Annotated in this window: 19 protein-coding genes; 4 read left to right on the top strand and 15 right to left on the bottom strand. The window is 52.6% G+C overall.

The window, feature by feature from the left end; translation table 11 throughout:
- The 15 genes from murG to leuO all read right to left on the bottom strand — a co-directional run bounded on the left by murG (position 1) and on the right by leuO (position 16,342).
- A complete protein-coding gene (gene murG, locus D9742_RS02820; protein WP_130204920.1) occupies positions 1 to 1,068 on the bottom strand; it encodes an undecaprenyldiphospho-muramoylpentapeptide beta-N-acetylglucosaminyltransferase in 1,068 nt (355 codons plus the stop codon).
- Complete coding sequence (gene ftsW / locus D9742_RS02815; protein ID WP_130204918.1) at positions 1,065 to 2,309, bottom strand: cell division protein FtsW; 1,245 nt, start codon at positions 2,307 to 2,309, stop codon at positions 1,065 to 1,067. Before ftsW ends, murG begins: the two co-directional genes overlap by 4 nt.
- Positions 2,309 to 3,625 (bottom strand): UDP-N-acetylmuramoyl-L-alanine--D-glutamate ligase, encoded by a 1,317-nt coding sequence (gene murD, locus D9742_RS02810; RefSeq protein WP_130221632.1) that lies wholly within the window; start codon positions 3,623 to 3,625, stop codon positions 2,309 to 2,311. Before murD ends, ftsW begins: the two co-directional genes overlap by 1 nt.
- 2 nt (positions 3,626 to 3,627) lie before the next feature.
- Positions 3,628 to 4,710 (bottom strand): phospho-N-acetylmuramoyl-pentapeptide-transferase, encoded by a 1,083-nt coding sequence (gene mraY, locus D9742_RS02805; RefSeq protein ID WP_000964122.1) that lies wholly within the window; start codon positions 4,708 to 4,710, stop codon positions 3,628 to 3,630.
- Entirely contained in the window at positions 4,704 to 6,062 is a 1,359-nt protein-coding gene (gene murF, locus D9742_RS02800) for a UDP-N-acetylmuramoyl-tripeptide--D-alanyl-D-alanine ligase (RefSeq protein WP_130235919.1), read from the bottom strand. Before murF ends, mraY begins: the two co-directional genes overlap by 7 nt.
- Positions 6,059 to 7,546, bottom strand: a complete 1,488-nt coding sequence (gene murE, locus D9742_RS02795) for a UDP-N-acetylmuramoyl-L-alanyl-D-glutamate--2,6-diaminopimelate ligase (protein WP_130235918.1) — start codon at positions 7,544 to 7,546, stop codon at positions 6,059 to 6,061. Before murE ends, murF begins: the two co-directional genes overlap by 4 nt.
- A complete protein-coding gene (gene ftsI, locus D9742_RS02790; RefSeq protein WP_000642222.1) occupies positions 7,533 to 9,299 on the bottom strand; it encodes a peptidoglycan glycosyltransferase FtsI in 1,767 nt (588 codons plus the stop codon). The genes murE and ftsI overlap by 14 nt, the downstream gene beginning before the upstream one ends.
- A 15-nt stretch (positions 9,300 to 9,314) precedes the next feature.
- Positions 9,315 to 9,680, bottom strand: a complete 366-nt coding sequence (gene ftsL / locus D9742_RS02785) for a cell division protein FtsL (RefSeq protein ID WP_000625658.1) — start codon at positions 9,678 to 9,680, stop codon at positions 9,315 to 9,317.
- Positions 9,677 to 10,618: a 16S rRNA (cytosine(1402)-N(4))-methyltransferase RsmH gene (gene rsmH, locus D9742_RS02780; RefSeq protein WP_130235917.1), complete on the bottom strand. Its 942-nt coding sequence runs from the start codon at positions 10,616 to 10,618 to the stop codon at positions 9,677 to 9,679. Before rsmH ends, ftsL begins: the two co-directional genes overlap by 4 nt.
- 1 nt (position 10,619) lies before the next feature.
- Complete coding sequence (gene mraZ, locus D9742_RS02775) at positions 10,620 to 11,078, bottom strand: division/cell wall cluster transcriptional repressor MraZ (RefSeq protein ID WP_064525207.1); 459 nt, start codon at positions 11,076 to 11,078, stop codon at positions 10,620 to 10,622.
- A gap of 599 nt (positions 11,079 to 11,677) precedes the next feature.
- Positions 11,678 to 12,682, bottom strand: coding sequence for a catabolite repressor/activator (gene cra / locus D9742_RS02770; protein WP_064525210.1), 1,005 nt, complete (start codon positions 12,680 to 12,682; stop codon positions 11,678 to 11,680).
- 81 nt (positions 12,683 to 12,763) lie between these two features.
- Positions 12,764 to 12,829: a fruR/shl operon leader peptide gene (locus D9742_RS02765; RefSeq protein WP_240780497.1), complete on the bottom strand. Its 66-nt coding sequence runs from the start codon at positions 12,827 to 12,829 to the stop codon at positions 12,764 to 12,766.
- Between the two features lie 32 nt (positions 12,830 to 12,861).
- Complete coding sequence (gene ilvN, locus D9742_RS02760; protein WP_001252744.1) at positions 12,862 to 13,353, bottom strand: acetolactate synthase small subunit; 492 nt, start codon at positions 13,351 to 13,353, stop codon at positions 12,862 to 12,864.
- 2 nt (positions 13,354 to 13,355) lie between these two features.
- Positions 13,356 to 15,080, bottom strand: a complete 1,725-nt coding sequence (gene ilvI, locus D9742_RS02755; protein ID WP_130204910.1) for an acetolactate synthase 3 large subunit — start codon at positions 15,078 to 15,080, stop codon at positions 13,356 to 13,358.
- Positions 15,081 to 15,397: 317 nt separating this feature from the next.
- Positions 15,398 to 16,342: a transcriptional regulator LeuO gene (leuO, locus tag D9742_RS02750; RefSeq protein ID WP_130235916.1), complete on the bottom strand. Its 945-nt coding sequence runs from the start codon at positions 16,340 to 16,342 to the stop codon at positions 15,398 to 15,400.
- Between the two features lie 657 nt (positions 16,343 to 16,999).
- Here leuO and leuL point away from each other — a divergent pair.
- The 4 genes from leuL (at position 17,000) to leuC (ending at position 21,244) form a co-directional block, all read left to right on the top strand.
- Positions 17,000 to 17,086: a leu operon leader peptide gene (leuL, locus tag D9742_RS02745; protein WP_001300467.1), complete on the top strand. Its 87-nt coding sequence runs from the start codon at positions 17,000 to 17,002 to the stop codon at positions 17,084 to 17,086.
- Between the two features lie 92 nt (positions 17,087 to 17,178).
- The gene (leuA, locus tag D9742_RS02740) at positions 17,179 to 18,750 is read left to right on the top strand and encodes a 2-isopropylmalate synthase (protein ID WP_130235915.1); all 1,572 of its coding nucleotides are present in this window, start codon (positions 17,179 to 17,181) and stop codon (positions 18,748 to 18,750) included.
- Entirely contained in the window at positions 18,750 to 19,841 is a 1,092-nt protein-coding gene (leuB, locus tag D9742_RS02735) for a 3-isopropylmalate dehydrogenase (protein ID WP_000042349.1), read from the top strand. The genes leuA and leuB overlap by 1 nt, the downstream gene beginning before the upstream one ends.
- A 2-nt stretch (positions 19,842 to 19,843) precedes the next feature.
- Positions 19,844 to 21,244 carry a 3-isopropylmalate dehydratase large subunit gene (leuC, locus tag D9742_RS02730; protein WP_130235914.1) on the top strand — a complete coding sequence of 467 codons (1,401 nt, stop codon included), beginning with the start codon at positions 19,844 to 19,846 and terminating at the stop codon, positions 21,242 to 21,244.

Here is a 21,244-nt window from a genome sequence, read left to right as displayed (position 1 = left end):
TTACGCCCGGGCAGCCCGGCTCACTTCATTTGCCACTCGCTCGGTGGCATCCGGAATGGATGCGGCTCGGGCGCGTTCTGCCATGGTTAATAAGGTTTCTCGCGACCACCCGGCCAGGGTGTTGGCGACGGCATCCACAGTAAGCTGAGGCTGCTCGATAATTTTGGCTGCGCCCGCTTTTTCCAGCGGTAGCGCATTCCAGTACTGCTGGCGGTCTTTATGTTGAAACGGCACAAACAACGCCGGTAGTCCTGCCGCAGCAATTTCACTCACCGTCAACGCGCCGGAGCGGCAAACGACGACATCCGCCCACGCATAGGCCGCCGCCATATCATCAATAAATTCCGTCACTTTATGCTGCGGTTGACCCGCTTCGGCATAAGCCTGTTCAACGGTTTGTTGCGAACCTTTGCCGCTCTGATGCCAGATGGTTACTGAATCGCCCAGTTTTGCTGCAACCTGCGGCATTGTCTGGTTAAGGATGCGTGCTCCCTGGGACCCCCCCACAACCAGAACGCGAACCGGCCCTTCACGGCCAGCCATACGCTGCTGTGGCAACGGCAGCGCCAGCACATCAGTACGCACCGGGTTACCAACAACTTCGGCATCAGGGAAAGCCCCCGGAAACGCCTGCATCACTTTGGTAGCAATTTTCGCCAGCCATTTATTGGTCAAGCCAGCAATGCCGTTTTGTTCGTGAAGTACGACCGGAATGCCTAACGACCATGCTGCCAGACCACCAGGCCCGGAAACATAGCCGCCCATACCGAGCACCACATCGGGCTTGTAAGCTTTCATAATCGCCCGCGCCTGACGCCAGGCGTTAAAGATCCGCAGCGGAGCCGCGAGCAACGCTTTAATACCCTTGCCGCGCAGACCAGAAATACGAATAAAGTCGATCTCGATACCGTGCTTCGGCACTAAGTCCGCTTCCATACGATCGGCAGTACCCAGCCAGCGAACTTGCCACCCCTGGGCCATTAAATGGTGCGCAACAGCCAGTCCCGGGAACACGTGTCCGCCGGTACCGCCTGCCATCACCATTAATCGCTTCCCTTTACCACTCATCGAGAACCTCGTACAAACGCCTGCGCTTTCTCCAGGCGTGTTTCATAATCAATACGTAACAGCATCATGATGGCTGTCGACATAATCAGTAAGCTCGAACCACCGTAACTGATCAGCGGTAATGTCAGACCTTTAGTTGGCAACATCCCCGCCGCCGCACCTACGTTAACCAGCGCCTGGAAGCTAAACCAGATACCAATTGAACAGGCGAGAAAACCGGAAAAACGATGGTCAATTTCTAACGCTTTACGGCCAATCGACATCGCGCGAAAAGCGACGAAGAATACCATTAAAAGCGCCAGCACCACACCGATATACCCCAGTTCTTCGCCGATAATGGCGAAAATGAAGTCAGTGTGAGCTTCTGGCAGATACTCCAGTTTTTGTACCGAATTACCTAAACCTTGCCCCCACAGTTCGCCACGACCAAACGCCATCAGGGATTGCGTTAACTGATAACCGCTACCGAAGGGATCTTCCCACGGGTTCCAGAACGCAGTAACACGGCGGATACGGTACGGTTCGGCGAGGATCAGCAGCACGACCGCTGAAATCCCCATGCCGATAATGGCAATGAACTGCCACAATTTTGCCCCCGCCAGGAACAACATCGCCAGTGTGGTGACGAACAACACAACCACTGTACCAAGGTCTGGCTGCGCCAGCAGTAACACTGCCAGTACCAGAATCACGCCCATCGGTTTCAGGAAGCCGCGCAGGTTGTTACGTACTTCGTCGCCTTTGCGCACCAGATAGTTGGCGATGTAACAAAAGAGCGACAGCTTGGTCAGCTCCGCAGGCTGAATGCGCAGCAGACCGAGATCGATCCAACGTGATGCCCCTTTAACTGAGCTACCTACCACCAGCACGATCATCAGCAGGATGATTGATCCCAGCAGCATCGTGGCGCTGTAACGTTGCCAGAACTCCATCGGCAGACGCAGCGTAATGATCGCCAGAATGAACGCCAGAATCAGATAGACGCCATCACGCTTCGCGAAGAAAAACGGATCGTTGGTTAAGCGCTGCCCAATGGGCATTGACGCCGAAGTCACCATGATAAAGCCGATCGCCGCGAGGCCGAAAGTCAGCCACAGCAAGGTGCGATCGTACATGATCAGGCTGTCGGTATCTTTTTCCCGCGAGCCCATCACCCAGCCTTTAAGCGCCGTGGAGATCCAGACCAGGATACTGAGTCCTGGCAGGCGCGGCATTTTCAGGCGAGGGAGAGATAAACGCATCAACCTAACTCCTTCGCCAGACGGGCAAACTCATTGCCCCGTTGTTCAAAGTTCTTGAACTGATCGAGGCTGGCACAGGCTGGTGACAACAGCACCATATCCCCTGGCTGCACGCGTGGCGCCAGCAAGAGCATCGCCTGCTCCATGGTTTCGGTTTGCTCTGCCACTTCCGGACGCAGCGCCGCTAACTGTGCGCCATCACGACCAAAACAGTACAAACGCACGTTGTCGCCATTCAGATAGCGCGCCAATGGACTGAAGTCCGCCGATTTACCATCGCCGCCCAGCAACAAATGCAGCGTGCCGTCTACCTGCAGGCCATTCAGCGCCGCCTCTGTACTCCCGACGTTGGTGGCTTTCGAATCGTTAATCCAGCGCACGCCGTTGTGCTCCAGCACCACTTCAAAGCGATGCGGCAGACCGGTGAACGTGGTTAACGCTTTCAGGCTGCTGGCGCGCGGTAAACCTGCGGCATCAGCCAGCGCCAACGCCGCCAGCGCATTGGTATAGTTATGTTGCCCGGAAAGTTTCATCTCTTTCACGTTCAACACTTTCTCGCCTTTCACCCGCAGCCAGGTTTCGCCCTGCTGATGATTCAGGTGATAGTCACCCATGTTGACGCCAAAGCTGACGCAGCGTTCATCCGCACCGCGAATCGGCATCGTTAAGGCATCATCGGCATTGACGACACAAACTTTCGCATTTTCGTAAATGCGCAGCTTTGCCGCACGATATTGCTGCAATCCAAACGGATAGCGATCCATATGATCTTCTGTCACGTTCAGAATGGTCGCCGCCACCGCCTGTAAGCTGGAGGTGGTTTCCAGCTGGAAACTCGACAATTCCAGCACGTACAGTTCGCACTCAGCATCCAGCAACATCAACGCTGGCAGGCCAATGTTGCCACCCACGCCGACGTTAACACCTGCCGCTTTCGCCATTTCGCCCACTAAAGTGGTGACAGTGCTTTTGCCGTTAGAGCCAGTGATCGCCACAATCGGTGCCTGCGCTTCGCGGCAGAACAGTTCGATATCGCCAACAATTTCAATTCCAGCATCAGCAGCGGCACTTAAAGATGGATGCGCCAGCGCAATACCGGGGCTCGCGACGATCAGATCGGCTGCCATCAGCCACTCGTCATTAAGACCGCCAGTGTGACGTTCCACCGCTTCGGGTAATTTATCCAGGCCTGGCGGTGTCATTCGTGTATCCATAACGCGCGGCGTCACGCCGCGAGCAAGGAAAAAGTCCACGCAGGAAAGCCCGGTGAGGCCCAGGCCGATAATAACGACATTTTTACCCTGGTAATCAGCCATGCTTAACGTACCTTCAGCGTTGCCAGACCAATCAGGACCAGCATCAGCGAAATAATCCAGAAGCGCACAATGACGCGCGGTTCCGGCCAGCCTTTCAGTTCATAGTGGTGGTGAATCGGCGCCATGCGGAAAATACGTTGTCCGCGCAGTTTAAAGGAGCCGACCTGCAAAATAACCGACAGGGTTTCAACCACAAACACACCGCCCATAATCACCAGCAGGAATTCCTGACGCAGCAGCACAGCGATAATGCCCAGCGCGCCGCCTAATGCCAGCGAACCTACATCGCCCATAAAGACTTGCGCCGGATAGGTGTTAAACCACAGGAAGCCCAGCCCTGCCCCGACTATCGCGGTGCAGACAATAACCAGTTCCCCGGCGTGCCGCAGATACGGTATATGCAAGTAGCTGGCAAAGTTCATGTTGCCGGTTGCCCACGCCACCAGCGCAAAACCACCTGCGACAAATACGGTTGGCATAATCGCCAGCCCATCGAGGCCATCGGTCAGGTTTACCGCGTTGCCAGTGCCAACAATGACGAAGTAAGCCAGCAGGATGTAGAACAGCCCCAGCTGCGGCATCACATCTTTAAAAAACGGCACCACCAGCTGCGTCGCTGGTGTATCTTTCCCGGCAAGATACAGCGCAAAGGCAACGCCCAGCGCGATCACCGACATCCAGAAATACTTCCAGCGCGCAATCAGGCCCTTGGTGTCTTTACGCACCACTTTGCGATAGTCATCGACAAAACCAATGATGCCGTAACCCACCAGCACCACGAGTACGCACCAGACGTACGGGTTGGAGGGGTAAGCCCACAGCAGAACGGAGATCACAATCGCCGTCAGGATCATTATCCCGCCCATGGTCGGCGTACCGCGCTTACTGAAGTGCGATTCCGGGCCATCGTTACGAACGACCTGACCAAAGGAGAGTTTTTGCAAATGGGCAATCATGCGCGGGCCCATCCACAATGAGATGAACAGCGCGGTCAGCAGGCTGACGATGGCGCGAAACGTCAGATAGGAAAAGACGTTAAAGCCGGAATAATATTTGACCAAATGTTCGGCCAGCCAAACTAGCATGTCCCATTCTCCTGTAAAGCGCGTACCACCTCTTCCATGGCGGCACTACGTGAACCCTTAACTAAAATCGTAATGACCTGTTGCTCTGCAATCAGTGACTTAAGACGCGAAATTAATGCGGATTTATCAGCAAAATGTTCGCCAACGCCGCTGGCGGTGCTGATAGCATGGCTTTGTTTACCCACGCTTAACACGCGGTCAATACCAGCCGCCTTCGCCGCTTCGCCCACCTGTACATGGCAGGCTTCGCTTTCAGCGCCCAGTTCCGCCATATCGCCCACCACCAGCACGCGGTAGCCCGGCATTTCAGCCAGCACCTGGACTGCTGCGGTCATTGAACCGACATTGGCGTTGTAGGAGTCATCGAGCAGCAACTGGTTTTCTGCCAGTTGAATAGGGAACAGACGCCCGGGAACGGCTTTCAGATTCGCCAGCCCCGCTTTAATAGCATCAAGCGTTGCACCCACTGACATGGAGAGCGCCGCAGCTGCCAGCGAATTAGCAATATTGTGACGCCCCGGCAACGGCAGCAGAACATCTACGCTCCCCGTTGGGGTTTGCAGGGTAAATTCAGTACCGTGCGAGGTCACATGGATATTGGCGGCAGTAAAGTCGCTGTTGGCGGCATTCGGTGAGAAGCGCCACACTTTGCGTGAGCCAATCACGCTTTGCCAGTTCAGCCAGTCGTTGTTGTCAGCGTTCATTATGGCGATACCGTTTTCCGGCAGGCCGGTAAAGATTTCACCTTTCGCTTTTGCGACACCAGCGAGGGAACCGAAACCTTCCAGATGCGCTGCCGCCAGGTTGTTGACCAGCGCCGCTTCCGGGCGAGTCAGACTAACCGTCCAGGCAATTTCGCCCTGATGGTTCGCGCCAAGTTCAATGACTGCGTAATCGTATTCCGGCGTTAAGCGCAGCAGCGTCATTGGCACGCCGATGTCGTTGTTGAGATTGCCCGCGGTATAAAGCGTGTTGCCGCACTGGCTTAAAATCGCCGCCGTCATCTCTTTAACGGAGGTTTTGCCGGAGGACCCCGTCAGAGCAACCACGCGCGCCGGAACTTGCTGGCGAACCCATGCAGCCAGTTCACCAAACGCCAGACGCGTATCCTTGACGATTAACTGCGGCAGGTCGATGTCCAGCGGACGGCTAACCAGTAGTGCGCCTGCGCCGCCAGCTTTCGCCTGGTCGGCAAAATCATGAGCATCGAAACGTTCGCCTTTCAGGGCAACAAACAGGCAGCCCGGCGTCAGTTTTCGGGTATCAGTGGTTACAGCATCAAGGGTGATATCTGCACCTTGCAGTTCACCGTTGAGAATGTCGGTAAGTTGGCTAAGGGTTACGCTAATCATGCAATCACCCCCAGCAGACGCGCCACCGTGACGCGATCGGAGTAGTCCAGACGCTGATTGCCAACAATCTGGTAATCTTCATGGCCTTTGCCCGCGACCAGCACCACATCGTTCTCTTTAGCCTGCATAACGGCGCAAGTCACCGCTTCAGCACGGCCTTCCATCACTTTGGCATGTCCGGCATCTAACATTCCCGCCAGAATATCGTTGATGATGGCACGCGGTTCTTCGGTACGCGGGTTATCGTCCGTCACCACCGCCACGTCAGCAAACTCTTCGGCAATTGCGCCCATCAGTGGACGCTTACCTTTATCGCGATCGCCACCACAGCCAAAGACACACCACAGCTTGCCCGCACAGTGCAGACGCGCCGCCTGTAAGGCTTTTTCCAGTGCATCCGGTGTATGCGCGTAATCCACCACCACCGTCGGTTTGCCTGGCGCAGTGAACACTTCCATACGTCCGCAAACCGGTTGCAGACGCGCGGCGGTTTTCAACAGATCAGCCAATGGATAGCCGAGTGCCAACAGTGTCGCCAGCGCGAGCAGCAGGTTGCTGACGTTAAAAGCGCCCATCAGATGGCTTTCAATTTCGCCATCGCCCCAACTTGAGCTAAAGCGAATCGTCGCACCGCTGTCGTGATAGTTCACGTCGATCGCTTTTAACCAGCGTCCGTGACAGTTCGGATTGATATGATCTTCCATTGATACCGCAACCGCGTCCGGCAGTTTTGCCAGCCAGCGGCGGCCCACTTCATCGTCGGCGTTAATAATCGCCTGACCGCAATGATGTTCGGAGTAAAGCAGCCATTTCGCAGCTTCGTAGTGTTCCATATCACCATGATAATCAAGGTGATCGCGGCTTAAGTTGGTAAAGACCGACGCCGCAAATTTCAATGCCGCCACACGGTGCTGTACCAGCCCGTGGGAGGAAACTTCCATTGCGCAAAAAGTCGCCCCCTGGTCCACCAGCCCCGCCAGCTCATGCTGAACGTCGACTGCCGAACCGGTCGTATTTTCCGTCGGAATAACTTTACCCAGCAGGCCGTTACCTACGGTGCCCATCACTGCGCTGGTTTCACCAAGCAAATGACTCCACTGCGCCAAAAGCTGGGTAGTGGTGGTTTTGCCGTTGGTGCCCGTTACGCCCACGAGACGTAAATTGTCAGAGGGTTCATGGTAAAAGCGGCCCGCCAGTGCAGATAAACGCTCGTTGAGCTGGCTGAGATAGATGACCGGTACGCCGTGCATTTCACGGATTTCACCGTCGGTCGCCTCACCTTTCGCCTCTGCAATAATGGCAGCCACACCTTGCGCTATCGCCTGCGGGATATATCGACGCCCGTCCGCCTGATGACCTACTACAGCTACAAAGAGATCGCCCGCCGCAGCCACACGGCTGTCGAGTGTCATCTCTCGCAGTGCTCGCGAAGGTGCGTCTGGCACCCACGGAGCAAGAAGGTCGCGCAAATTACGATCTGCCACCTGTCCCCTCGCCTTGATTAATCACAAATTCATTTTTATCACCCGTTGTCAGCGCATCCGGCTCGATGTTCATGGTACGCAATACGCCGCCCATGATGGCACCAAAGACCGGCGCGGAAACGGCGCCGCCGTAGTATTTACCCGCCTGCGGATCGTTGATAACAACAACCAGCGCGAAGCGCGGCTGACTCGCAGGCGCAACGCCTGCGGTATAAGCAATATATTTATTGATATAGCGACCGTCCGGCCCGACCTTTTTCGCAGTACCGGTTTTAATGGCGATACGATAGCCTTTAATCGCCGCCTTCACGCCGCCGCCGCCCGGTAGCGCCACGCTTTCCATCATATGCACCACAGTGCGAACAATGGATTCCGGGAAAACTCGCTCGCCAGGAACCGGGGGGTCAACCTTGGTAATCGACAGCGGGCGATAGATGCCATAGCTGCCGATAGTTGCGTAGACTCGCGCTAACTGTAACGGTGTTACCATTAGCCCGTAGCCGAAAGAGAAGGTGGCCCTCTCTATGTCAGACCACCGTTGTTTTTGAGGATATAAGCCACTGCGTTCTCCGACCAACCCCAAATTGGTCGCTTTTCCCAGTCCAAAACGTGAGTAAGTATCTACTAACGCTGAGGACGGCATCGCTAACGCCAGCTTGGAAACACCGACGTTACTCGACTTCTGTAATACCCCGGTCAGGGTTAATTCGCTGTAGCGTGCCACGTCTTTGATTTCGTGGCCGTTAATTCGATAAGGAACGGTATTCAGTACCGAGTTTTCCCGCACCACGCCACGTTGCAACGCGGTCATCACCACCATCGGTTTAACCGTTGAGCCCGGTTCAAACACGTCGGTAATGGTACGGTTACGCATCGCCTCTTTTGGTGTGCCACTCAGATTGTTGGGGTTGTAAGACGGGCTGTTGGCCATCGCCAGCACTTCACCAGTGTTGACATCCACCAGCACGGCGCTACCGGATTCAGCCTTGTTAAAGGCCACCGCGTTATTCAGTTCGCGATAAACCAGCGCCTGCAGGCGTTCATCAATACTCAACGCCAGGTTGTGCGCCGCCTGGCTGTCGGTAGAAGAAATATCTTCAATTACACGACCATAGCGGTCTTTACGCACAATACGTTCGCCCGGTTGCCCGGTAAGCCATTTATCGAAACTTTTCTCGACGCCCTCAATCCCCTGGCTATCGACGTTGGTAAAGCCAATGAGGTGAGCGGTCACTTCGCCAGACGGATAGTAACGGCGAGATTCTTCACGCAAATGAATCCCCGGCAGCTTCAGTTTTTTGATGTATTCAGCCATGTCAGGGTTTACCTGACGCGCCAGATAAATAAAGCGCCCTTTCGGGTTGGCGTTAATGCGGGCTGAAAGCTGATCCAGCGGAATATTGAGCGCGTTAGCCAGCGCCTTCCAGCGGTCACCGACGCTGATGCCGCCAGCTTCATGCACTTCTTTCGGGTCAGCCCAAATCGCTTTTACTGGCACACTCACTGCTAACGGGCGACCAGAACGGTCGGTAATCATGCCGCGGGAGGTGGAGACTTGCTGAACGCGAAGAGAGCGCATGTCACCCTCTTTCACCAGCATATCCGGGGAGATTACCTGTAACCAGGCAACGCGCCCCAGCAGGAAAGCCAGTGCCAATAAAATACAGCCGCATAACAACGCAAAACGCCAACTGATAAAGTTGGCATGTTCTTCCTGACGTTTTGGTTTCTGCGTTTTCGCCGCTGCTTTCATGCGTCGCGTTTATCCTTATTTTTGCACTACGATATTTTCTTGTGATGGATCAACATGCTGCATTTGCAGCTTCTCCGTGGCGATCCGTTCCACCCGGCTATGGTCGCCGAGCGCATTCTCTTCAAGAATGAGGTTGCGCCATTCAATGTCTAAAGCGTCTCGCTCCAGCACCAGTTGTTCGCGCTGAGCGGTCAGCAAACGGGTATGGTGCGCCGTGGTCACCACAGTCACCGCCGTCAAAATAATGCAAATGAACAGGCAGAGCGGCAGCTTCCCAAACCGCAAAAGATCGTCACCGATAACGCCAGGCAAGGCATGGCGCTCGTGGCTTCCCATCGATCCTTTAACTTTGCTGAGGGCTTCTGTCACTCTGCTGATCATGCGTTCGTCCTCTCTGCAATACGCAGAACTGAACTACGGGCACGAGGGTTCTCTGCCACCTCTTCTTCGCCCGGCATCAACTTACCTAGTGCTCGCAGCTGACGGCCACCCAGTTTTTTGAGCTGCTCTTCAGTCATCGGTAACCCTGCCGGAACTTGTGGACCACGACTGTTTTCACGCATAAAGCGTTTCACAATACGGTCTTCCAGCGAATGAAAACTGATGATCGAAAGCCGCCCGCCAGGGGCCAGCACGTTGAGCGAGCTTTTTAGCGCCTGCTCTATCTCCTCCAGTTCACTGTTTACCCAAATGCGCACCGCCTGGAAGGTACGGGTCGCGGGATGTTTAAACTTATCTTTCACCGGCGTTGCAGCAGCCACGACTTCCGCCAGTTCTTTGGTGCGGGTCATCGGCTGTTCGCGGTTACGCTCGACAATGGCGCGGGCAATGCGTTTGGCAAAACGCTCTTCACCATAGGTTTTCAATACCCAGGCGATATCGGCTTCTTCTGCGGTTTGTAGCCATTCAGCGGCTGACTGCCCACGGGTTGGGTCCATACGCATGTCCAGCGGACCATCGCGCATAAAGGAAAAGCCGCGCTCAGCATCATCAAGTTGCGGTGAAGAGACGCCAAGATCGAGGAGAATGCCGTCGATCTTGCCGATAAGATCGCGCTCGGCGACATATTCGCCCAGCGCAGAGAAAGGTCCATGAATGATGGAGAAGCGCGGATCATCAATAGTCTTCGCGACGGCAATAGCCTGCGGGTCGCGATCGATTGCCAGCAAGCGTCCTGTTTCGCCAAGTTGCGAAAGAATCAGACGTGAGTGACCACCGCGACCAAAAGTTCCATCAATGTAGATACCGTCAGGACGGATATTGAGGCCATTTACGGCTTCGTCCAGCAGTACCGTGGTATGTTTATAGTTTTCCATCATTTTATAGAGACAAGTCCTGCAGCCGCTCCGACAAGTTTTCGGTAACAGACTGTTCAGCGTCGATATCTTCCCTGACCTGTTGATGCCATGTCGTTTCATCCCACAGTTCGAACTTATTGAACTGCCCGACCAACATCACTTCTTTCGTCAGCCCGGCATGCTGCCGCAACACAGGCGCGATTAATAATCGACCAGCGCTATCCAGCTGACACTCACTGGCATGCCCTAACAGAAGGCGTTGAACACGACGTTCAACAGGGTTCATGCTCGAAAGACGCGATAATTTGTGCTCGATAATTTCCCATTCAGGAAGGGGGTAAAGCAGCAGGCACGGGTGATGAATGTCAATGGTACACACCATTTGACCGGCAGCGCTCCCGAGCAGTTCTTCCCGATAACGGGTAGGCACCGATAAGCGCCCTTTACTGTCGAGATTGACTAACGTTGCTCCCCGGAACATGCCAGTCTCCCCCCGATTACCACTTTATCCCACAAATTCCCACTAAAAGGAGTTTACGGAGCGGAGGAAAAGCTTGTCAAGCCAGGAACATTCCTTACCGAAGCAAAAAACCCAATGTTTACGGCTAATATCTGCATTGTTTAAAAATCGCCCAACAAACGAAGCAAATTAACGTTATGAATAGTTGTAAGAAAAAATCCCATTCATCATTACCGTTTTAAAAACGACTCGAATTTCCTTAATGGAAATATAAAGTGTCAGTTTGCGACGCGAGCGGCATTTTAGGACATATCTCCCCTGGATAACAGTCCCTGTTGCACGTGCGCCATGCCTGATGCCAGCGACTTTGGGCAAAAGTTTAGAAAAGTGTTTGTTTAATCGGCAATTGCCGATTTGCCTGTAACAAAATAATGCAATTGCAATCCATCGTTACGACTTAATTATCATTCAGCGCAGCAAATGGAGTTAATTGGCAGGATATTCAGAAGGGCTTATGGATAATTGTCCGAATAGTCTTATTTACATTATGGATATCGATGTCCAATTACGTACTCAATGCGCCAGAGGTAAAATCCACTGGCGCATCTTTTTCGTAATATTTATCTACGGCTTAGTACACCACGACGATAGAGATTACGTTTAATGCGTGTTAAGCCTGGTTTTGGTTTGCGCGGCTCGTCCAGACTGGCGAGCACAATCTCCAGTACGCGTTCCGCAACGTCGCGATGACGCTGGGCTACTGCCAATACCGGACACTGTAAGAAGTCGAGCAATTCGTTGTCGCCAAAGGTCGCAATTGCCAAATCAGAAGGCAGTTTGCCATCACGGCGCAGCGTGACATCCATAACGCCTTGCAACAACGCAAATGAGGTGGTGAACAGCGCCTGCGGCATCGGATGCGTTTCCAGCCATTTTTCGAACAACTGGGCAGCGGTTTCCCGCTCATAGCTGTTGGCATAAAGGAAATGCACTTCGCGCGGATCATCTTTCCAGGCAGTACGGAACCCCTGCTCGCGCAGGAAACTGACAGAAAGCTCCGGCAACGCGCCAAGATAAAGCACCGTCTCGGCAGGAAACTTGCGTAACTCTTCGGCCAGCATTTCTGCATCATCCTGGTCGGCACCCACAACGCTGGTGAAGTGTTCACGATCGAGGGCACGGTCCAGCGCGACGATCGGGAACGGGTCGTTAGCCCAGCGTTGATAAAAAGGATGCTCCGGCGGCAGCGACGTCGAAACGATAATCGCATCAACCTGACGTTGCAAAAGATGCTCAATACAGCGCATTTCGTTGTCTGGCTGATCTTCGGAACAAGCAATCAGTAGTTGATAACCCCGTTGCCGTGCCTGACGTTCAAGATAATTAGCGATACGGGTGTAACTTGTGTTCTCCAGATCGGGGATCACAAGACCAATCGAACGTGTGCGTCCAGCACGAAGCCCAGCAGCCACGGCATTCGGGTGGTAATTGTGCTCACGCACCACTGCCATGACTTTTTCAACGGTTTTGTCGCTCACACGGTATTGCTTCGCTTTGCCGTTAATAACATAGCTTGCAGTGGTCCGCGACACTCCCGCCAGCCGAGCGATTTCATCCAGTTTCACAATTGCCCCTTGAGTAAAATGTAAAAACCATACCCATTGTACTGGCATGGGTTAAATTCATTAACATCTAAGCGCAGAAAATTAACTGCGGCAACTGCTTTTATTCCAGGTTCCCACTGAATTCGCAAAAAAAGCCCAACGTGGCATGTTGGGCTATAATTTGCGCATTGAGATCATTCTCAACGCATTATTTTATCGCCGCGCGAAAGTCCTACTACGCCGGAGCGAGCAACCTCCACAATTTTCGCCACATCGCGAATCGATGCTAAAAATGCATCAAGCTTATCGCTGGTTCCTGCCAATTGGACGGTATAAAGCGATGGCGTGACATCAATGATTTGCCCACGGAATATTTCCGTATTGCGCTTCACTTCGTCACGTCCGTAGCCACTGGCCTGAATTTTTACCAGCATGATTTCCCGCTCAACATGCGCCCCCTGCCCCAGTTCGCTCACGCGCAGCACATCGACCAGCTTGTGTAGTTGCTTTTCAATCTGCTCCAACACTTTTTCATCGCCCACGGTCTGGATAGTCATACGCGATAATGTCGGATCGTCGGTTGGCGCAACGGTCAGGCTTTCAATGTTATAGCCCCGTTGGGAAAAGAGGCCGATCACGCGGGATAACGCGCCTGATTCATTTTCGAGTAATACGGATAATATCCGGCGCATAATCAGGTTCTCTCCGTTTTGCTTAACCACATTTCATCCATTCCGCCGCCACGAATCTGCATCGGGTAGACGTGCTCACTGCCATCGACGGTGACATCAACAAACACCAGGCGATTATTGCGTACCTGTTCCAGTGCCTCGCTAAGTTTGTTTTCCAGCTCTTGCGGATGAGAAATCTGGATCCCAACATGGCCATAGGCTTCCGCCAGACGAACGAAATCCGGTAGCGATTGCATATAAGATTGTGAATGGCGGCCGGAATAGATCATGTCCTGCCACTGCTTCACCATCCCCAGATAGCGGTTATTGAGATTCACCACCAGCACCGGCAGTTCATATTGCAAAGCGGTAGACAGTTCCTGAATGTTCATCTGAATGCTGCCGTCGCCAGTGACGCAGACCACGGTTTCTTCTGGTAACGCCATTTTGACACCCAGCGCCGCAGGCAAACCAAAGCCCATGGTGCCGAGTCCACCGGAGTTGATCCAACGACGCGGTTTATCGAAAGGATAATAAAGCGCGGCGAACATCTGGTGCTGCCCGACGTCGGACGTGACGTAAGCGTCCCCTTTCGTCAGCCGCCAGAGTGTCTCGATCACCGCTTGCGGTTTAATCTTTTCGCTCTGAGTGTCGTATTTAAGGCACTGGCGAGCGCGCCACTGTTCAATCTGTTGCCACCAGTCACGGATTTCATCCAGCGGTTGGTGAGCCGTTTCTTGTGCCAGCAACTCCAGCATTTGATCCAGCACTAACCGCGCGTCACCAACGATCGGGATGTCGGCGGTAACGGTTTTTGAGATCGACGTAGGATCGATATCAATATGTAAAACCGTTGCATTCGGGCAGTACTTGGCCAGATTGTTAGTGGTGCGATCGTCAAAGCGCACGCCGACCGCAAAAATAACATCGGCATTATGCATGGTCATATTGGCTTCGTAGGTGCCGTGCATTCCCAGCATCCCCAGCGCCTGACGATGCGTTGCCGGAAACGCCCCCAGCCCCATTAATGAAGAGACGACGGGAAGATTAAGTTGCTCAATAATCTGTTTGAGTTGTTGATGGCAACTCGCAGTCACTGCGCCGCCGCCAACGTAAACTACCGGTTTTTTCGCTGCCGCCAGTGTCTGCAATGCGCGTTTAATCTGCCCCTTATGACCCAGTGTTGTCGGGTTATAAGAGCGCATACTGACCGACTCCGGCCAGACGTAGGGTAATTTGTTCGCCGGATTAAGAATATCTTTCGGTAAATCAACCACCACTGGTCCAGGACGACCACTTGCCGCCAGCCAGAATGCCTTTTTCAGCACCTGAGGAATGTCTTCCGTTTGCTTAACCAGGAAACTGTGTTTTACCACCGGGCGGGAAATTCCCACCATGTCGCACTCCTGAAAGGCATCGTAGCCTATCAGCGAGGTCGCTACCTGACCGGAAAGAACAACCAAAGGAATGGAGTCCATATAAGCAGTAGCGATACCGGTAATCGCGTTAGTCGCCCCTGGACCCGACGTCACCAGCACGACACCCACTTCCCCGGTTGCGCGTGCCAGGCCATCGGCCATATGCACCGCCGCTTGCTCATGACGAACTAATACGTGATCGATACCCCCCACGGTATGCAATGCATCGTAAATATCAAGGACCGCGCCTCCGGGATAACCGAATACCTGTTTAACGCCCTGATCGATAAGCGATCGGACGACCATCTCGGCTCCAGACAACATCTCCATGGCCTGCCTCACTGTTTGGCGGAAAAAATGTGTAAAACACATTAACCGTCCGATCTTGCTTAAGCAATTGGCAGACAGAGTCATAAACGTGAAGAAATAAGAATAAACAGGAGGAAAGGAGAAAAGAAACGATAAAATACTCCAGAATGAAGGCGTAAATTGATAATAAATTGGCTGAATTCGGCTACTTACAGCAATTTCTCTATTTTTTTAATTATTCATAAAATCTGGCGAACATGCATTCAGAACAAAATTCTACATTTAATAAAAAACGCAGAATAAACCAGAAAGACATACCTGATTTATTCTGCTTTTGTTTAGCGTTTACATATAGAGATTAATTGCTCTTCCATCCACTGATGGCCTTTATCGCGCCCGGCAGCTTCATGCCAGGAGAGATAACAGGTTCTGCTATTCTGTTTTAATGGCAGCGGTAAGACCTGCAACTCTAAAGATTCAGCAAACTCCTCTGCCAGCCAACGCGGTGCAATGGCAACCAGTTGCGTTTGAGAAACCACGCTAAGGACGCTCATCATTGCCATTCCCTGATAAGCAATACTCGCTTGTTTATCTACTGTGTCATACCACGGCTGACTAAATGACGCGAAACGGTCCAGCGCCACTGCGGCGTGTTGCTCATTATAAACATCATGTTTCAGTAATGGACCTTTAATATGCGGATGATTCTTACTGGCCACCAGCACCATTTCATCTTTAAATAACGGCACACTGGTAAATTCGGGGCGGTGGAAATCTTCATAACTTATAACGAACTCCGTTTCCTGATAGCGCAACTGATGTTCGGTGTTCTGATTTAATGAAGACTTGAACATAACATGTATATTTGGCGCAATCTGCTCAATGTGATTATAAATCTGCGAAGTCAGAATGCTGTCTAACGGGCTGCATACACAGAGATGGAATACCCGCTCGCTACTGGCAGGCTCAAAACCTGAACCTGGTAATTCGTTTTGCACTAATTGCAGTGCCTGGCGCACAGAACCAAAAAGTTGAAATGCGCGAGCGGTCGGCTGAATACCACGGCCATAACGAACAAACAATTCGTCATTAAACATCACCTTCAGGCGTGCAACAGCGTTACTAACTGCAGGCTGCGACATTCCCAGGACATGCGCGGCACGAGTTATGTTCTGCTCCTGCATCACTGCATCAAAAACGGTTAACAAATTCAAATCGACCATACGCAGCTGTGGTTTGCTTAACTCTGCGATCTCTGGCTGTTCTGTTTTTACCTCTGACATACTTAACTCCACTGTCACACTTAACTCCCTTTCCCTTATTGGAATGCAGAGAAATAATCCTGAAAAATATGATTTACCATGCATATAAAATAAGAAAAAGGGAAATACGTAAAATTAGGAAAACATAAAGATACGGGTTCTGATAAAAACAGAATCCACTGCCGTACGGAGAGTTATTCACCACAGCATAATAATCCATAATGTTTTTGTTGCGTAAACAATCTAATCATAACTGTCACGAATACTCAATCATCCGCAAAATGGATTAAACGTGCTAATTTAATCATTGTTTTATATGTTTAATGCGTTAATTCTTAACATCAATTGCACATTAATATTCATCGGGTAAATATAAAATATTCATAAAACAAATAATTCAAGGTAAATCATCAGGATAAGAGCGTTTTCTCCTACGTCCCATCCTCTTTTAGTCCGTTGGTTAAATGCAATAATCTATGCGGAAGTATGTCCATCTATGAAAAATGTATCTCGTTAAGCAGAAATTAATATCGACAGTTATAGATCGCACAGCACAATTAGCTAATTTGGAACAGGAGAAATTACCGCTGAAAGGCCGCTTTTCTTACTACAGGGTTGACATCCGTTTTTGTATCCAGTAACTCTAAAAGCATATCGCATTCATCTGGAGCTGATTTAATGACTCACATCGTTCGCTTTATCGGTCTACTACTACTAAACGCATCTTCTTTGCGCGGTAGACGAGTGAGCGGCATCCAGCATTAAGCCAGCACGCAGTCAAACAAAAAACCCGCGCCATTGCGCGGGTTTTTTTATGCCCGAAGCGAGGCGCTCTAAAAGAGACAAGGACCTAAACCATGAGCCAGCAAGTCATTATTTTCGATACCACATTGCGCGACGGTGAACAGGCGTTACAGGCAAGCTTGAGTGCGAAAGAAAAACTGCAGATTGCGCTGGCCCTTGAGCGTATGGGTGTTGACGTAATGGAAGTCGGTTTCCCCGTCTCTTCGCCGGGCGATTTCGAATCGGTGCAAACCATCGCCCGCCAGGTCAAAAATAGCCGCGTATGTGCGTTAGCTCGCTGCGTGGAGAAAGATATTGACGTGGCAGCCGAATCCCTGAAAGTCGCCGAAGCCTTCCGTATTCATACCTTTATAGCCACCTCCCCAATGCACATCGCCACCAAGTTGCGCAGCACGCTGGATGAAGTGATCGAACGCGCTGTTTATATGGTGAAGCGCGCACGTAATTACACCGATGATGTTGAATTTTCTTGCGAAGACGCAGGGCGTACACCGATTGCCGATCTGGCGCGAGTGGTCGAGGCGGCGATTAACGCCGGTGCCACCACCATCAACATTCCGGATACCGTGGGCTACACCATGCCGTTTGAGTTCGCCGGAATCATTAGCGGCCTGTATGAACGTGTACCGAACATCGATAAAGCCATTATTTCCGTACACACCCACGACGATTTAGGACTGGCGGTAGGCAACTCACTGGCGGCGGTACATGCCGGGGCGCGGCAGGTAGAAGGCGCAATGAACGGGATCGGCGAACGTGCCGGAAACTGTTCGCTGGAAGAAGTGATCATGGCGATCAAAGTGCGCAAGGATATCCTTGACGTACATACCGCCATTAATCACCAGGAAATATGGCGCACCAGCCAGTTAGTTAGCCAGATTTGCAATATGCCAATCCCGGCAAACAAAGCCATTGTCGGCAGCGGTGCGTTCGCTCACTCCTCGGGGATTCATCAGGATGGTGTGCTGAAAAATCGCGAAAACTACGAAATCATGACACCAGAATCTATTGGTCTGAACCAAATTCAGCTGAATCTGACCTCCCGTTCGGGCCGTGCGGCGGTAAAACATCGCATGGATGAGATGGGATATAAAGAAAGTGAATATAATTTGGACAATCTGTACGACGCGTTCCTGAAGCTGGCAGATAAAAAAGGTCAGGTGTTCGATTATGACCTGGAAGCGCTGGCCTTCATCGGTAAGCAGCAAGAAGAACCGGAACACTTCCGTCTGGATTACTTCAGCGTGCAGTCTGGCTCTAACGATATCGCCACTGCCGCCGTCAAACTGGCCTGTGGCGAAGAAGTCAAAGCAGAAGCCGCCAACGGTAACGGTCCGGTCGATGCCGTCTACCAGGCGATTAACCGCATCACTGACTATAACGTCGAACTGGTGAAATACAGCCTGACCGCCAAAGGCCACGGTAAAGATGCGCTGGGTCAGGTAGATATCGTCGCAAATTACAACGGTCGCCGCTTCCACGGCGTCGGCCTGGCCACCGATATTGTCGAGTCCTCCGCCAAAGCCATGGTGCACGTACTGAACAATATCTGGCGCGCCGCAGAAGTCGAAAAAGAGTTGCAACGCAAAGCTCAACACAACGAAAACAACAAGGAAACCGTGTGATGTCGAAGAATTACCATATTGCCGTATTGCCGGGAGACGGAATTGGTCCGGAAGTAATGACCCAGGCGCTGAAAGTGCTGGATGCCGTGCGCAACCGCTTTGCAATGCGCATCACCACCAGCCATTACGATGTAGGCGGCGCAGCCATTGATAACCACGGGCAGCCGCTGCCGCCCGCGACGGTTGAAGGTTGCGAGCAAGCCGATGCCGTGCTGTTTGGCTCGGTAGGCGGTCCGAAGTGGGAACATTTACCGCCAGACCAGCAACCAGAACGCGGCGCGCTGTTACCTCTGCGTAAACATTTCAAATTATTCAGCAACCTGCGTCCGGCAAAACTGTATCAGGGGCTGGAAGCATTCTGCCCGCTGCGTGCAGACATTGCCGCTAACGGCTTCGACATCCTGTGCGTGCGCGAACTGACCGGCGGCATCTATTTCGGTCAGCCAAAAGGCCGCGAAGGTAGCGGACAATATGAAAAAGCATTTGATACCGAGGTGTATCACCGTTTTGAGATCGAGCGCATTGCCCGCATCGCGTTTGAATCTGCTCGCAAGCGTCGCCACAAAGTGACGTCGATCGATAAAGCTAACGTGCTGCAATCCTCTATTTTATGGCGGGAAATCGTTAATGAGATCGCCATTGAATATCCGGATGTCGAACTGGCGCATATGTACATCGACAACGCCACCATGCAGTTGATTAAAGATCCATCACAGTTTGACGTTCTGCTGTGCTCCAATCTGTTTGGCGACATTCTTTCTGATGAGTGCGCAATGATCACTGGCTCGATGGGGATGTTACCTTCCGCCAGCCTGAACGAGCAAGGTTTTGGTCTGTATGAACCGGCAGGCGGCTCGGCACCAGATATCGCAGGCAAAAACATCGCCAACCCGATTGCACAAATTCTGTCGCTGGCGCTGCTGCTGCGCTACAGCCTGGATGCCGATGATGCGGCTTCCGCCATTGAACGCGCCATTAACCGCGCATTAGAAGAAGGCATTCGCACCGGGGATTTAGCCCGTGGCGCTGCCGCCGTTAGTACCGATGAAATGGGCGATATCATTGCCCGCTATGTGGCGGAAGGGGTGTAATCATGGCTAAGACGTTATACGAAAAATTGTTCGACGCTCACGTAGTGTACGAAGCCGAAAACGAAACCCCGCTGTTATATATCGACCGCCACCTGGTGCATGAAGTGACCTCACCGCAGGCGTTCGATGGTCTGCGCGCCCACGGTCGCCCGGTGCGTCAGCCGCGGAAAACCTTCGCCACCATGGATCACAACGTTTCTACTCAGACAAAAGACATTAATGCCTGCGGTGAAATGGCGCGGATCCAGATGCAGGAACTGATCAAAAACTGCAAAGAGTTTGGCGTCGAGCTGTATGACCTGAATCACCCGTATCAGGGGATCGTCCACGTGATGGGGCCGGAACAGGGCGTGACCTTGCCGGGGATGACCATTGTCTGCGGCGACTCGCATACCGCTACCCACGGCGCTTTTGGCGCACTGGCCTTTGGCATCGGTACTTCCGAAGTTGAACACGTACTGGCAACGCAAACCCTGAAACAGGGCCGCGCAAAGACCATGAAAATTGAAGTCCAGGGTAAAGCCGCGCCTGGCATTACCGCGAAAGATATCGTGCTGGCGATTATCGGTAAGACTGGCAGCGCAGGCGGCACCGGGCATGTGGTGGAGTTTTGCGGCGAAGCAATCCGTGATTTAAGCATGGAAGGTCGCATGACCCTGTGCAATATGGCAATCGAAATGGGCGCGAAAGCCGGTCTGGTTGCGCCAGATGAAACCACCTTTAACTATGTCAAAGGTCGTCTGCATGCGCCAAAAGGCAAAGATTTTGACGATGCCGTCGCCTACTGGAAAACCCTGCAAACCGACGAAGGCGCAACTTTCGATACCGTTGTGACTTTGCAGGCAGAAGAAATTTCACCGCAGGTCACCTGGGGCACCAATCCGGGCCAGGTAATTTCCGTAAACGACAACATTCCCGATCCGGCTTCGTTTGCCGATCCGGTTGAACGCGCGTCGGCAGAAAAAGCGCTGGCCTATATGGGGCTGAAACCGGGTATTCCGCTGACCGAAGTGGCCATCGACAAAGTGTTTATCGGTTCCTGTACCAACTCGCGCATTGAAGATTTACGCGCGGCGGCGGAAATCGCCAAAGGGCGGAAAGTCGCGCCAGGCGTACAAGCGCTGGTGGTTCCCGGTTCTGGTCCGGTAAAAGCGCAGGCGGAAGCGGAAGGTCTGGACAAAATCTTTATCGAAGCCGGTTTTGAATGGCGCTTGCCAGGTTGTTCAATGTGTCTGGCGATGAACAACGACCGTCTGAATCCGGGCGAACGTTGCGCCTCCACCAGCAACCGTAACTTTGAAGGCCGCCAGGGGCGCGGCGGGCGTACGCATCTGGTCAGCCCGGCAATGGCTGCTGCTGCCGCTGTGACCGGGCATTTCGCCGACATTCGCAATATTAAATAA

Origin of the sequence: Escherichia sp. E1V33 (genome assembly GCF_004211955.1) — a bacterium.
GTDB lineage: Bacteria > Pseudomonadota > Gammaproteobacteria > Enterobacterales > Enterobacteriaceae > Escherichia.
This window is presented reverse-complemented; position numbering and strand designations above follow the sequence as displayed.